This is a genomic window from Amycolatopsis sp. NPDC005961 (genome assembly GCF_040629235.1).
GTDB lineage: Bacteria > Actinomycetota > Actinomycetes > Mycobacteriales > Pseudonocardiaceae > Amycolatopsis > Amycolatopsis camponoti.
The window spans coordinates 183,091-196,672 of sequence record NZ_JBEXVF010000012.1 but is presented as its reverse complement, the minus strand read 5'-3'; the positions used below and the strand labels follow the sequence as shown (position 1 = coordinate 196,672).

At 71.2% G+C, this 13,582-nt stretch carries 12 protein-coding genes and 2 pseudogenes; 9 read left to right on the top strand and 5 right to left on the bottom strand.

Annotated elements, in window-relative coordinates; genetic code table 11:
* Positions 1-96: 96 nt before the first annotated feature.
* From ABZ342_RS14305 to ABZ342_RS14295, 3 genes and pseudogenes are all read left to right on the top strand, one after another.
* Positions 97-255, top strand: a pseudogene (locus ABZ342_RS14305) (helix-turn-helix domain-containing protein); the annotation flags it as partial.
* Entirely contained in the window at positions 252-1,688 is a 1,437-nt protein-coding gene (locus ABZ342_RS14300; protein ID WP_360472734.1) for a HAMP domain-containing sensor histidine kinase, read from the top strand. The pseudogene ABZ342_RS14305 and the gene ABZ342_RS14300, both read left to right, overlap by 4 nt.
* 245 nt (positions 1,689-1,933) lie before the next feature.
* Positions 1,934-2,386: pseudogene (locus ABZ342_RS14295) on the top strand (integrase core domain-containing protein); the annotation flags it as partial.
* Here ABZ342_RS14295 and ABZ342_RS14290 read toward each other — a convergent pair.
* Positions 2,383-4,290: a potassium transporter Kup gene (locus tag ABZ342_RS14290; protein ID WP_360472731.1), complete on the bottom strand. Its 1,908-nt coding sequence runs from the start codon at positions 4,288-4,290 to the stop codon at positions 2,383-2,385. The pseudogene ABZ342_RS14295 and the gene ABZ342_RS14290 sit on opposite strands and share 4 nt — an antisense overlap.
* A gap of 95 nt (positions 4,291-4,385) precedes the next feature.
* Entirely contained in the window at positions 4,386-4,694 is a 309-nt protein-coding gene (locus ABZ342_RS14285) for a winged helix-turn-helix domain-containing protein (protein WP_360472728.1), read from the bottom strand.
* A gap of 186 nt (positions 4,695-4,880) precedes the next feature.
* Between ABZ342_RS14285 and ABZ342_RS14280 the strand changes: the two genes are divergently transcribed.
* Complete coding sequence (locus ABZ342_RS14280; RefSeq protein ID WP_360472726.1) at positions 4,881-5,813, top strand: TerC family protein; 933 nt, start codon at positions 4,881-4,883, stop codon at positions 5,811-5,813.
* The gene (locus ABZ342_RS14275) at positions 5,810-6,187 is read left to right on the top strand and encodes a bacteriophage spanin2 family protein (protein WP_360472723.1); all 378 of its coding nucleotides are present in this window, start codon (positions 5,810-5,812) and stop codon (positions 6,185-6,187) included. Before ABZ342_RS14280 ends, ABZ342_RS14275 begins: the two co-directional genes overlap by 4 nt.
* Positions 6,188-6,252: 65 nt before the next feature.
* Here ABZ342_RS14275 and ABZ342_RS14270 read toward each other — a convergent pair whose 3' ends face one another.
* The gene (locus ABZ342_RS14270) at positions 6,253-7,695 is read right to left on the bottom strand and encodes an aromatic amino acid ammonia-lyase (RefSeq protein ID WP_155543197.1); all 1,443 of its coding nucleotides are present in this window, start codon (positions 7,693-7,695) and stop codon (positions 6,253-6,255) included.
* A 90-nt stretch (positions 7,696-7,785) separates the two neighbouring features.
* Here ABZ342_RS14270 and ABZ342_RS14265 point away from each other — a divergent pair, with 90 nt between their 5' ends.
* Both ABZ342_RS14265 and ABZ342_RS14260 read left to right on the top strand, forming a co-directional pair.
* Positions 7,786-8,610 (top strand): MurR/RpiR family transcriptional regulator, encoded by an 825-nt coding sequence (locus ABZ342_RS14265; protein ID WP_155543196.1) that lies wholly within the window; start codon positions 7,786-7,788, stop codon positions 8,608-8,610.
* On the top strand, positions 8,576-9,910 hold the full coding sequence (locus ABZ342_RS14260; RefSeq protein WP_360472720.1) for an MFS transporter: 1,335 nt from the start codon (positions 8,576-8,578) through the stop codon (positions 9,908-9,910). Before ABZ342_RS14265 ends, ABZ342_RS14260 begins: the two co-directional genes overlap by 35 nt.
* Before the next feature lie 38 nt (positions 9,911-9,948).
* On the opposite strand, the gene ABZ342_RS14255 is transcribed toward ABZ342_RS14260, so the two are convergent.
* Positions 9,949-11,166, bottom strand: a complete 1,218-nt coding sequence (locus tag ABZ342_RS14255) for an oxygenase MpaB family protein (RefSeq protein WP_360472717.1) — start codon at positions 11,164-11,166, stop codon at positions 9,949-9,951.
* Between the two features lie 135 nt (positions 11,167-11,301).
* Here ABZ342_RS14255 and ABZ342_RS14250 point away from each other — a divergent pair, with 135 nt between their 5' ends.
* Entirely contained in the window at positions 11,302-11,958 is a 657-nt protein-coding gene (locus ABZ342_RS14250; protein ID WP_360472714.1) for a TetR family transcriptional regulator, read from the top strand.
* A gap of 28 nt (positions 11,959-11,986) precedes the next feature.
* Positions 11,987-13,093, top strand: coding sequence for an acyl-CoA dehydrogenase family protein (locus ABZ342_RS14245; protein WP_360472711.1), 1,107 nt, complete (start codon positions 11,987-11,989; stop codon positions 13,091-13,093).
* Here ABZ342_RS14245 and ABZ342_RS14240 read toward each other — a convergent pair.
* On the bottom strand, positions 13,090-13,554 hold the full coding sequence (locus tag ABZ342_RS14240) for a MarR family transcriptional regulator (protein ID WP_360472708.1): 465 nt from the start codon (positions 13,552-13,554) through the stop codon (positions 13,090-13,092). The two genes, ABZ342_RS14245 and ABZ342_RS14240, sit on opposite strands and share 4 nt — an antisense overlap.
* Positions 13,555-13,582: the final 28 nt, after the last annotated feature.

Genomic DNA, 13,582 nt, shown 5'->3' with positions numbered 1-13,582 from the left:
GCTCGAACTCGGCTGGCTGAGTGACGGCTGGGAGACTCCCGAAGAGTCAGCGGGGCGTCCACCTCGCCGGTACTACCTCGTGACCGACGACGGAGGCAGATCCTCGACCGCGTGTGGCGCGACGACTTCGGCGGGGACGCCAGCATCGTCGACACCTACATCTCCTACCTGCGCCGGAAAGTGGACACCGAGGAGCCGAAGCTGATCCACACCGTGCACGGCGTCGGCTACGTGCTGCGGGAGCCCCGGCGGTGAGGCGGCTGTCGCTGCGCGCCCGGCTGCTCCTGCTCACCGCGGGTCTCCTGCTGGCCGGCCTGACCCTCATAAGCACGCTGGTTTCCGGTCGGCTGGAGCGCTTCCAGCTCGACCGGCTCGACGGCCAGCTGCGGTCGATGACCGAGCTCATCTCGCGCGCCGCGGGGCCGCCGCCCGCCGAGAACCCCACGGTGCGGCCGGACCTCCTCGACCCCGCGCTCGGCCTGTTCGGCACGCCGTACGTCGTCTACCTCGACACCGGCGGCGCGGTGGTGGGCGGCCTGCACTCCTCGCGGGTGCCCGGCGCGGCGCTGCCGCCGTCCGACGCGTTGCGCACGGTCCCCGCCGACGGGACGGCCGTCGACCTGGACGCCGCCGACGGGTCACAGCGCTGGCGTGCCGTCGCGCTCCGGGCGGTCCGCTGGGGCGGGACGGTGGTTTCGGCCGCGCCGCTCGCCGAAGCCGACGCCACGATCACCCAGCTGCGGGTGAGCAGCCTGGTCACCGGCGCGGGCCTGCTCGTCGTGCTGACCGCCGCCGGCTGGTTCGCGCTCGGCCGCGGTCTGCGGCCGCTGCGCCGGATCGAGCACACGGCGGCCGCCATCGCCGGCGGCGACCTCACCCGGCGCGTCCCGGGTCTCGCCTCGCCCGGCACGGAGATCGGGCACCTCGCGGCGTCGCTCAACACGATGCTCGGCCAGCTGGAGGAGGCGTTCGCCGACCGGGCGGCGTCCGAGGCGCGGATGCGCACGTTCGTGGCGGACGTCAGCCACGAGCTGCGGACGCCGCTGTTCGGGATCAAGGGGTCGACGGAGCTCTACCGGATGGGGGCGCTGACCGGAGCGTCCGATGTGGACGACGCGATGCGCCGCATCGACCGCGAAGCCACCCGGCTCACCGCGCTCACCGAGGACCTGCTGCTGCTCGCCCAGCTCGACGACGCACCCGAGGACCAGCTCGACCGCGCCCCGATGGACCTGCGCACCCTCGCCGGCGACGCGCGCCACGACCTGCGGGCGCTGGATCCTTCTCGCGAGATTTCCCTGACCGGGCCGGGCGGAGCCGGACCACCGGGCCCGGCCCCGGTCGACGCGGACGAAGCCCGGCTGCGCCAGGTGGTCACCAACCTGGTCGGCAACGCGGCGGCGCACACCCCACCCGGCACGCCCGTCCGCATCGGCGTGGGCACGGCCGACGGCCGCGCGGTGCTCGAGGTGGTGGACGAAGGTCCGGGGATGACGGCCGAGCAGGCGGAGAAGGTGTTCAACCGCTTCTACCGCGCCGACCGGTCCCGCACCCGAACGGGCGGCGCGGACGCGGGCCTGGGGTTGTCGATCGCCCGGTCTTTGGCCCGGGCACACGGCGGCGACGTCGAACTGGAGACCGCCCTCGGCGAGGGCGCCTGCTTCCGGCTGGCTTTGCCGCTGCTCTAGACGTGATGTCCAGGGACGTTGTCCCGAGTTGAGGTGACCGGTGACGGCCTGTCCGCTGACAGGTGAAGGCCTCCGGATGTGAAGTGGAGCTGTCTAGGAACCACATCACCCACCGGAGGCCTTCGTGTCCCACCCCAACGCCACCCTGACCCCACGCACCTGGCTGCGACTTGCCCGCCTGATCGTCGAAGAGGGCTGGACCTGCACCGCGGCGGCGAAGATGTTCATGGTCGCTGCGAGACCGCCGCCTGCCCGCCTCGATCGTCCACACCGTCATCGACGACCACTCCCGCGTCGCCTAAGCCGAAATTCACTCCGACGAAACCGCGGTCACCGCCACCGCAGTCCCGCACCGGGCCGTCGCCTGGTTCGCCGCCCGTGGTGTGACCGTCGAACGGGCCCTATCCGACAACGGCTCCGCCTACCGATCTCATGCCTGGCGCGACACCTGCACCGACCTGGGAATCATTCCGAAACGGACCCGACCCTACCGGCCGCGAACCAACGGCAAGATCGAACGCTTCCACCGCACCCTGGCCGAAGGCTGGGCCTACGCCCGGTTCGACCCGTCCAAGAGCCTGCGCCGGGCGGCGCTACCAGGCTGACTGCACTTCTACAATCACCACCGACCCCACAGCTCAACCGGCGGCAAGCCGCCGGTCACCCGGCTGACCAACCTCCCCGGACATCACATCTAGACGTCGACGTGGGAGCCCATGATCACCGTGCGGTCCCGGGGCAGGCCGAAGTACTCCGCCGCGTCCGCCGTGATGTACGACGTCGCGATGAACAGGCGCTTGCGCCAGGCCGCCATCGTCGGCTCGGGGCCGCGCTGGAGCTCGATCTTGGACAGGAAGTACGACGCCTCGTCCAGCCGCAGGCGGCCTTCGGTCTGCTCCGGGTCGAGCAGGGCGAGCGCGCCCGGGACGTCCGGGGTCTCCATGTAGCCGTACCGCGCGGTGACGAACACGATCCCGTCGTGGGCGTGCCCGAGGTCCGCGACGCTCACCCGCTCCTCGGTCGGTACCCGCGGTACCGGCTCGGTCTCCAGCGACAGGATCACGACCTGCTCGTGCCGGACGTGGTTGTGCTCGGCGTTCGCGCGCAGGGCCAGCGGGGCGGTCCGGCCGCCGCGGTTGAGGAACACCGCCGTGCCCGGGACCCGCTGCACCGGTGTTTCGTGCAGTCCCTCGATGAACTCCGGCAGCGGGCCCTCACGACGTTCGCGCTCGGCCGTGACGATCCGGCGGCCGCGCTGCCACGTCGTCATGATCGTGAACGCCGTGAGACCGATCAGCAGCGGCAGCCACGCGCCGTGCACGAGCTTGGTCAGGTTGGCCGCGACGAACAGCAGGTCCACGGTCAGCAGGACGGCCGCGCCGGCACCGAGCAGCCAGCCCGGCGTCCCCCACCGCGTCCGGGCGACGTAGAAGAACAGCAGCGTCGTGATGGTGATCGTGCCGGTCACCGCCATGCCGAACGCGAACGCCAGCGCCGTCGAGCTGCGGAACGCGAAGACCAGCGTCAGCACCGAAACCAGGAGCAGCCAGTTGATCCACGGGACGTAGATCTGGCCCCGCTCGGTCTCCGACGTGTGCGCGATCCGCAGCCGGGGCAGGTACCCGAGCTGGGCGGCCTGCGCGGCGACCGAGTACGCGCCGGTGATGACCGCCTGCGACGCGATCACCGTCGCCGCCGTCGCCAGCACCACCATCGGCAGCCGTCCCCAGCTCGGCACGAGCAGGAAGAACGGGCTGCTGACGTTCGCCGGGTCCTCGAGGATCAGGGCGCCCTGCCCGAGGTAGCTGAGCACGCAGGCGGGCAGGACCAGGAACAACCAGCCCCGGGTGATCGCGCGCCGGCCGAAGTGGCCCATGTCGGCGTACAGCGCTTCGGCGCCGGTCACCGACAGCACGATCGCCGCCAGCGCGAAGAACGCGATGCCGAAGTGCCCGGCCATGAACCCGATCGCGTACGTCGGCGAGAGCGCCTTCAGGATCTCCGGGTGCCCGGCGATCCCGGCGATCCCGCACGCGCCGACCACCCCGAACCACGCGATCATGACGGGCCCGAACGCCCGCCCGACCGCCGCGGTGCCGCGCCGCTGCACCAGGAACAGCCCGATGATGATCACGGCGGTGATCGGCACGATCCAGGCGTCGAGGTCGTCCGAGACGAGCTTGAGGCCCTCGACCGCGGACAGCACGGAGATCGCCGGGGTGATCATGCTGTCGCCGAAGAACAGGGCGGCGCCGAAGATGCCGAGCCCGGCCAGCACCAGTGCGGTCCGACGCCCGCTCGGCTCGCGCACGCGCCGCAGCTGGGTGATGAGGGCCATGATGCCGCCCTCGCCGTCGTTGTCGGCGCGCATGGCCAGCAGCACGTACGTGACGGTCACGATGATCATCACCGACCAGAAGATGAGCGACACCACGCCGAACACGTTGTCCGCGCTCACCGGGACCGGATGCGGGTCACCGGGGCTGAACACCGTCTGCAGCGTGTAGATCGGGCTGGTGCCGATGTCCCCGAACACGACGCCGAGCGCGCCGATCACCAGGCCCAGGCGGACGGTGTCCGTCGTGGTGGTCTTCCCGTTCACGTGCTCCTCCTCGGCGCCGGGCACGCCGGACCCTACTGGCCCGCTCCGGCCGGGCGCCGGTTTTCGCGCCAGGACGCGGAGGAGTTCACGCGAATTTACGGAATCTTAGCGCCGCTTCGCACGCGGGGACGCTCCGGGCCCAGGGCCTCCACCAGCTCCGCCACCCGGTGGTGCGCCTCCAGCGGGTGGCGCAACCGGCTCTCCGGATGGATCGTGTAGTGGTTGCGCCGGCCGACGCGCTCGCGCTCGACGTAGCCGCCCGCGATCAGGTCCGCGAGGATCAGCTGGACGCCACGCTCGGTGATGCCGACGCGCTCGGCGATGTCGTGCAGCTTGTGGTCCGGGTTCTCCGCCAGGCACAGCAGAACGTGCGCGTGGTTGCTCAGGAACGTCCACGTGGCCATCGTCGCAGCATAGCCGTCCACACTTGACAGACGAAGCACAGTTCGTCATTCTGGAGGAGACGGAGGGGAGTACCCGCTCGGTCCGGCATCGTCAATACGGCTGTCTCTGCGCAGACCCGGTGCCGGCGCCACCTTCTGGGTGGTCGGGAAGACCTCCGGTTCGCCACCGAACCGGAGGAGTCTGCTGTGACCGTCCCCATCTGGGCCTGGGCCGCCGTGCTGGGCGTCATCCTGCTGATGCTCGCGGTCGACCTGTTCGCCCACCGCAAGGCGCACGTCGTCGGCGTCCGCGAAGCGCTCACCTGGTCCGCTGTCTGGGTCGCGCTGGGCGTCGCGTTCGGCGCCGTCGTCTGGTGGGTCTGGGGCGCGGAGCTCGCCGGTCAGTACTTCGCCGGCTACGTGATCGAGAAATCCCTGGCCGTCGACAACGTCTTCGTGTTCGCGATCATCTTCGGCTACTTCGCCGTACCTCGCGAACACCAGCACCGCATCCTCTTCTACGGCGTCATCGGCGCCCTGGTCTTCCGGGCGGTGTTCATCGCCGCCGGCTCGGCGCTGCTCGCGAGCTTCGCCTGGATCCTCTACGTGTTCGGCGCTTTCCTCGTCCTCACCGGCATCCGGATGGCGCTGCACCGCTCGGAGACGGTGGACTACGACCGGAACGTCGTCCTGCGTGTCTTCCGCAAGCTCGTCCCGTCGACGGATGTCCACCACGGCAAGAAGTTCCTCGTCCGCGAAGCGGGCCGCTGGGTGGCGACGCCGCTGCTGGCCGTGCTGGTGCTGATCGAGGTCACCGACGTCGTCTTCGCGGTCGACTCGATCCCCGCGATCTTCGCCGTGACCCAGGAACCGTTCCTGGTGTTCACGTCGAACGCGTTCGCCATCCTCGGCCTGCGCGCCCTGTACTTCCTGCTCGCCGACCTCATGCACCGGTTCGTCTACCTCAAGTTCGGTCTGGCGCTGGTCCTGGTCTGGGTCGGCGTGAAGATGCTGCTGCTGGAGATCTGGAAGATCTCCACGGCGCTTTCGCTGGGCGTGGTCGGCCTCATCCTCGCGACGGCGGTCGCCGCGAGCCTCCTCAAGACGCGCAACGCTCCGGTCGAAGGGAAAACCCGATGAAACGACTCACGACAGCGGCCATCGCCGGCGGTCTCCTGCTGGCTCTCACGGGCTGCGGCGCGGCTTCCGAAACCGCCGACCGCGTCGGCAACGCCGCCACGACGGTCAGCGTCTGCACCGACGCGGTCCGGATCGCCACCGCCACCCCCGACCTCGCCGACCCGCGAGCCGCGGCGGACCGCGCGCACGAGGCCGGCCGGGAGCTGACGGCCCTCGCGGAACGCGCCGCCGGCACGACCGCCGGCGAGGCGATCGGCTCCCTGGCGACCACGCTGCGCGAGACCACGGTCGACGACCTGGTCACCGGCCCGGCGGACTGGGTGCGGCGCAAGTCCGAGCAGGTCACCGCGCTGACCAAGGCGTGCGGCCTCTGAGCGAACCCGGGTCCGGAACGGCATCACGCGTGCTCCGGCGGGCAGCACGCGTGACTGCCGGGGCATCAGAGCACGGCCAGCCGGTCCAGGAGCCGTTCGGCCTGCTTGATCTCCGCGCTGAGCGGGTGGTCCTCCGGGATGTGCGGGAGGCCGCCGTCGGCGAGGCGGAACGCTTCCCGCAGCGGCGTGTCCGGTAGCCGGACCCCGGACAGCCGGAGCGCGCGGACCGCGGCGAGCAGCTCGCACGCCAGCACCGTCCGGTACGCCGCGGTGGCGGCGACCGTGCTGCGGACGGCGTGCGTCGAAAAGCTCGCGTGATCCTCCAGCCCGCGGGAGATCACCGCGGTCCCGAGCGTGACCGGCGAAGCCGCGTGCCGCAGCGTGCCCAGCGCGTCGTGGGCGACGTACTCCAGGATCATGATCCCCGAGCTGCCCGCCGGCCCCTCGGCGAGGAACGGTGGCAGCCCGCTCAGGTCCGGCTCCACCAGGTCGCCCAGCCGCGCGGTGGACAGCTCCGCGACGTGGTGCAGCGCCGCGCGCAGCTGGTCGAACGCCAGCGCCACGTGCGCGGTCGAGAACTGGCCGTGGTGGTAGGCCTGCTCGGTCTCGACGTCGATCAGCGGGTTCTCCGCGGCGGCGTTGATGTCGATGGCCAGCACGCTTTCGACGGCCGCCACGGCGTCCAGCGCCGGGGCCTGGACCTGCGGGAACGCCCGTAGCCCGAACGGATCCTGCAGCCGCCGCCCTTCGGCGGCGCCGGTCAGCAGGCGACGCATCTCGGCGGCGCAGTGGACGGCGCCCGGGTGCGGCCGCGCGGCGTGGACGCGCTCCGAGTACGCCTCGGCCGAGCCGCCGAGCGCGCAGAACGTCAGCGCCGTGACGACGTGGCTCGCCGCGAGCAGCCGGCTGAGGTCGTGCCAGGCCAGGACGGCCTCGCCCAGGGTGGCGGCGTTGCTGGAGATGAACGCGAGCGCGTCGCCCGGGCTGATCGCGACCGGGTCGAGGTCGCCCGCCGCCCACGGCAGCTCCCCCGCCAGGGTCAGGGCGATCTCGGCGAGCTGGGCGAGGTCGCCGGTGCCGATCGCGCCGCGCGAGTGGACGTGCGGGAGCGCGCCGACGCGCAACGCCGTCTGCAGCACCTCCAGCAGCCGCGGGTGCACGCCGCTCCCGCCGGCGGCCAGCTGGTTGAGGCGGATGGCCATCACCGCGCGCACGGCGTCGTCCGGCAGCGGGTCGCCGGTCCCGCCCGCGTGGCTGCGCAGCAGGCGCAGGCCGTGGTGGTCGGCCGACTCCGGGTCGACGACGGTGTGCCGGTTCGCGCCGACCCCGGTCGTGCGGCCGTAGACCGCGCGCTTGGCGCCCAGCTCGACGGCCAGCTGATAGCTCGACTCCGCCTTCTTCAGCGCGTCGGCCCCGAGCTCCGTCGACGCGCTGCGCCGGGCCACGCGCACCACGTCGGCGCAGCGGAGGCCGGCCCCGCTGATCTCGATGCGGTTGGTGTCGGTCATCGCCACCTTCCCTGACAAGCGCTCTTGACAAGTTTTCATTCATTCCTAAGGTGACATGAAACTACTCATTCACACAAGGACGGAGACCCGGTGTCCCGGTCGCTGCACGAGCTGCTCACCGCCCACCGGCTGACCCCGGCGCAGCGGCGCATCGCCAGCTACCTCGCCGACCACGCGGCCGAGGCCGTGGCGCTCACCAGCGCCGAGCTCGCCGAGTACGCGCAGGTCAGCCAGCCGTCGGTCACCCGGTTCGTCGCGTTGCTCGGGTTCGACGGCTACGCCGGGTTCCGCCGCTACCTGCGGGAAGCGGCGGCCGAGCCCGAGCCGGAGTGCGGCGGCAACAAGTTCCAGGACGCGATCGACGCCGACGTCCGGAACCTCGGCGCCCTGCGAGCGCAGCTGGCCGACGACACCCGCCTGCGGACGCTCGCGGCGGGGCTCATGGAATCCGTCCCGCTCGTCGTCGCGGGCTACCGCGTCTCCGCGGCCCAAGCGGCCGCTTTCGCTTACCTGGCCACGAAGATCCACCCGGACGTCCGCCTGCTGACCGACTCCGGCAGCGTCTTCGGCGACTCCCTGCGCCACGCCCACCGGTGCGGCGCGCGGACGCTGGTCCTGGTCGCGCTCCCCCGCTACCCGCGGGAAAGCGCCGCCGCGCTCGAGCAGGCCCGCGCGCTCGGCCTGCGCACCCTCCTGATCACGGACCGGCCCGTCACGGCGCTGACCCCTCTCGCCGACGACGTGCTCAGCGCGGGCGTCGCGTCGGAGTTCGTGTTCGACTCCCACGCCGCGGTCGTCTCGCTGACCGTGGCGCTGGTCGAGGCGATGGCCGACGCGGCCGGCGCCACGGCCCGGCAACGACTGGAAGGCTTCGAAGACTATGCCGCAGAGCAAGACCTCTTCCTCCCCGAGTGAGGCGGTCACCGCTTTCGACGACGTCCCCCTCAACCGGTTCCACCTGCGCATCACGGCACTGACGTTCTGCGCCAACTATTCCGACGGCTACGAGCTGGGCATCATCAGCATCGCCCTGCCGGTGATCGCGTCCTCGCTCGGGTTCGGCGCGGTGTGGGAGGGCCTGCTCGGCGCGTCGGCGCTGATCGGGATCTTCCTCGGCAGCGTGCTGGTCGGCTGGGCGGCGGACAAGATCGGCCGCCAGCGACTGTACACTGTGGACTTCCTGCTGATCGCCGTCGCGTCGGCCGCGGAGTTCTTCGTGCAGGATCCCGTGCAGCTGTTCGTCTTGCGGTTGTTGATCGGCATCGGGATCGGCGCCGACTACGCACTGGGGCCGACCCTCGTCGCGGAGTTCGTCCCGCGCAAGTACCGCGGTGGGCTGCTGGCGTCGCTGACGGTGCTGTGGACCGTGGGCTACGTCGCGGCGTTCTTCCTCGGCAACTACCTGGTCTCCCTGGGCGGCGACTCGTGGCGCTGGCTGCTGGCGACGAGCTGTCTCCCGGCGATCGCCGTGGTGCTGCTGCGCATCGGCGTCCCGGAGTCCCCGCGCTGGCTGCTGACGCAGGGCCGCCTCGACCAGGCCCGCGCGGTGGTGCGCCGGCTGCACGGCGACGAAGCGGCGTTCGAGCAGCTGGTGGCCACCCACCGCCCGGAGCGGCGGGCGCGCTACCGCGAGCTGTTCGGCAAGCAGTACCGCCGCGCCACGGCGTTCGGCGCGATCTTCTACAACGCGCAGGTCATCCCGTACTTCGCGATCTACACGTTCCTGCCGCTGGTGCTGCTCAAGATCGGCATCGGCGAGGAGGACACGACCAGCGACGGCATCCTGAACCTGTTCCTGCTGCTGGGCAGCTTCGGCGGCCTGTGGCTGGTCGCGAAGATGACCCGCCGCGGCCTGACGATCTGGTCGTTCGTGGTGCTGATCGTGACGATGGCCCCGATGGCGGTCTGGCCGGACGCCCCGACGGCGCTGCTGTTCCCGCTGTTCCTGGTCTTCACGTTCACCATGTCGGCGGCGGTCAACCTCGACCAGGTGTACCCGCCGGAGCTGTTCCCGACGGACCTGCGCAGTTCGGGAGTGGGCCTGCTGAACGGACTGAGCCGCGTGGGCTCGGCGATCGGCACGTTCCTGCTGCCGCTGGCCCTGGACGGGATCGGCTTCTCACCGACGATGCTGATCCTGACACTGGTTCTGGTGGTGGGGCTCGTGGTGTCGGTGAAGTGGGCCCCGGAGACGAAGAACTCCATGCTGGACTGACGAACCCGGGGCCGCCCGGCCACGGCGGCCCCGGGCGGTCAGGACGGGCGGTTCGCGTCGGGGATCTCGATGCTGATCGGGTTCCCCTCGGACAGGAACAGCAGCGTCGCCTGGCGGATGATCTCGTCGAACGTCCAGTACGCCGCCGGGGCCAGCGGGAACGGGAGCAGGCCCTCGCGGACCGCGATGAACGGGCCCCACGCCACCTCGAGCAGCGGGTCCCAGACCGGCTCGCGGGGGATGCGCAGCCAGTTCGCGATCCGGTCGCCGAGCATGAACCGCGTGAACGCGCCCAGCACGTGCGTGCTCAGCACGCCACCGTCCACAGAGGACCCCAGGTTGAGCAGGATCTCGGCCAGGGCGATGCCCTCGTCGGTCGGGGCGAGCACCGGGGTCAGGATCTGCTCGGCCTGGGCGTTCGCTTCGGTCCAGGACGCCGGGATGTACTCGTCCATGATGCCGAGCATGTGCGCGGTCAGCTGCCAGGAGTGCAGGAAACCGTCGGACTCCGCGCGCGGGATCGGCACCTCCCACGAGGTCAGCTTCCCCATCACGGTCGTCGGCAGGCTGTGCCACGTGACGAGCATGTCGCGCTGGCTGATCGGCGCCGTCTGGTCGGCGGTGCCCGTCCACCCCGGCGACCGCGGCAGGAGGTGGCGCACCGCGGCGTGCACCAGCCGGGTCTTCACGCACGTCACGATCATCTCGCCGTCGGCGGCGAAGGCGTTGCGCGTCATGATGTCGTAGCCGAGCTTGGCGGTCTTGGTGATGCGGTCCTTCATGGCCGCGCCGCCCTTGGAGTAGTACACCGCGCGCGCCTCGTGCGGGATGACCGTGCTGATCATCCCGCTCGCCAGGCCGTACAGGATCCCGAGGTAGAGACCGCGCTTCTCGGTGAACGCGAACGACTTGGCGAGCTTGCCCTGGTCGGTCCAGGACGGCAGCTGCCGCGCCCGCTCGACGAAGTCCCGCACGTCGGCGGGCAGGCCGTCGGGGAGGGCCTGCCCGTTCTTCTTCCACGTCCGCAGCAGCGCGTTCACCACCGGCACGTCGCCGCGGTCGATGACCGAGGCCAGCAGCGCGTCGGCCTCGGGATCCCACACCCACCGGGGATCCGCGCCGGCTCCGGTCCGGGCGACCGACGCCTCGGCCGGCCACGTCCACAGCGCCGGTGACGTCACGGTCACCGCGCCCAGCACTCCCAGCGCCCCGCCGCGCTTCAACGCGAGCCGCCGGCTGACTTCGTCCTTGGCCATCGCTTCTCCTCCGGAGCCGAGATCGACAGTGATGCTCGAACAATCAGGTACAGTGATACGCGACTTGCCTCCTTGTATCAGAGCATGATGTGCTGACCCCGGCAAGCCCCCGAGTGGAAGGATCAGGAGGTGGTCGTGGAACAGCCGTTCATCGGTGCCCCGGGCGCGGAGTCGCTGCTGGAGCGCGCCTACATCGACGCCGTCGAACAGGTCGACGACGCCGACGACACCCGCGTCCGCGTGCTCGACGCGGCCTACGAGCAGTTCTGCCGGATAGGCATCCAGCGGTCGACCATGGAGGACGTCGCCAAGCGCGCGGGGCTCTCGCGCATCACGGTCTACCGGCGGTTCGCGACGAAGGACACGCTGGTCGAGCACGTCGTCCGCCGCGAGTACCGCCGCTACTTCGACCGGTTCCTGGTCGAGATCAAGCAAGCCGAGACGGTCGCCGACCGGGTCGTGCTCGGCTTCGTGAGCTCGCTGCGCGCCATCCGCGGCAACCCGCTGATCGGTGGGCTGATGGCCGCGGAACCGGGCTTGCTCGCGTCGTCCATGATCACCGACGACGGACGCACGCTGGCCACCGTGCGGGAGTTCGTCGCCGGCCAGCTCCGGCAGGAGCAGCACGCGGGGAACGTGCGCGCCGAGCTGGACGCCGACGTCGTGGCCGAGCTGATGGTCCGGGTCTCCGGCTCGTTCCTGGCCATCCCCAGTCACGTCATCGACCTCGACGACGAGGAGCAGCTGGCCGCGCTGGCCCGGCGCTACCTCGTCCCCCTGCTCGAAGCCTGAGCCCGTACGCCTACCGCCGGGAGCACTCGTGAGCCTTTCCACCGAGCAACGCGACTTCGTCGCGGCCGTCGACGACTTCTGCCGCCGGGAGGTGGGCGACCGGACCACCCCGCACGACGACGCGCTGTACCGGAAGATGGCCGGCCTCGGCTGGCTCGGCCTCGCCGTCCCGCAGGAGTACGGCGGGGCGGGGCAGGGGATGCTGGACCTGGTGCTGTTCCTGGAGACGACGGCCTACCACCAGGCGCCCATCGGCGGGTTCGCCACGTCGGTGATCACCGCGGCGTCGTACGAGAAGTTCGCTTCGGAAGACCGCAAGCGCGAAGTGCTGGGCGACTTCCTCCGCGGTGACGTGCTGGCCGTCTCGATGTCCGAACCCGGCGCCGGCTCCGACGTCGGGGCGCTGACGTGCAAGGCGGTCCGCCGCGACGACGGCTGGGTGATCGACGGGCAGAAGACGTGGTGCTCCAACGCGCACCTCGCCCGGCACATCCTGCTGGTCGCGCGCACGTCCGCCGACGGCGGCAAGCACGACGGCCTGACGATGTTCTCGGTGCCCGCCGGCCTCGACGGCTTGGCCGTGCACGGCATCGACACGATGGGCGGGCGCGAGGTGAACGACCTCTACTTCACCGGCTGCAGGCTGCCCGCGGACGCCGTGGTCGGCGAGGCCGGGCAGGGCTGGCGGCAGCTGATGGCGGGCCTGAACCTCGAGCGGATGATCCTGGCGGCGATCATGCTGGGCACCGCCCGTCGCGCGTTCGACGACACGGTGGCCTACGTCCGCGAGCGCCGGCAGTTCGGCCGCCCGGTCGGGTCGTTCCAGGCCCTGCGGCACCGGATCGCCGACCACGCGACCGAGCTGGAGTGCACCCGCCTGCTGGTGCACGACGTCGCCCGCAAGATCGACGCCTCGGACGGGAAACCGTTGCCGCGCGAGGCATCCATGGCCAAGCTGAAGGCGACGGAGTTCGCGAAGGCCATGGCGCTGGACGGAATGCAGATGATGGGCGGCTACGGCTACGCGACCGAGTACGGCATGGAACGCCTCCTGCGGTCGACCGTGGTGTCCACGGTGTACGGAGGCACGAGCGAGATCCAGCGCGACATCATCGGCAAGACGTACGGCCTCTAGCCGAGCTTGGCCCGGAGCGCCGCCGCGACCTCGCCGGCCGCGGTGAGCTGTTCCGGGGTCAGCGCGTCCACGAACAGCTCGCGGACCGCCGTCAGGTGCGGGACCGTCGCGCCCCGGAAGGCCGCCGAACCTTCGGTCGTCAGCACCACCTCGGCTCCCCGGTTGTCCGTCCGGCACTCCTCGCGGCGGAGCAGTCCGCGCTTCTCCATGCGGCCGAGGTGGTGGGACAGGCGGCTGCGCTCCCAGCCGATGTCGTCGGCGAGCTGCGACGACCGCAGCCGCTGGCCGTCCGCCTCGCTGAGCGCGAGCAGCACCGCGTAGTCCCCCGGCGAGAGCGCGCACTCCGCCTGCAGCCGCGCGCCGAGCTCGGCGCGCAGAGCTTCGGCCGTCTCGATGAAGCCGCGCCAGACGCGCAGCTCCTCGGTGGTCGGCAGCACACGCCGCCGTGTCGTCCGGGTCACGCTTCCTCCTAGTTGACACGTCAATCAT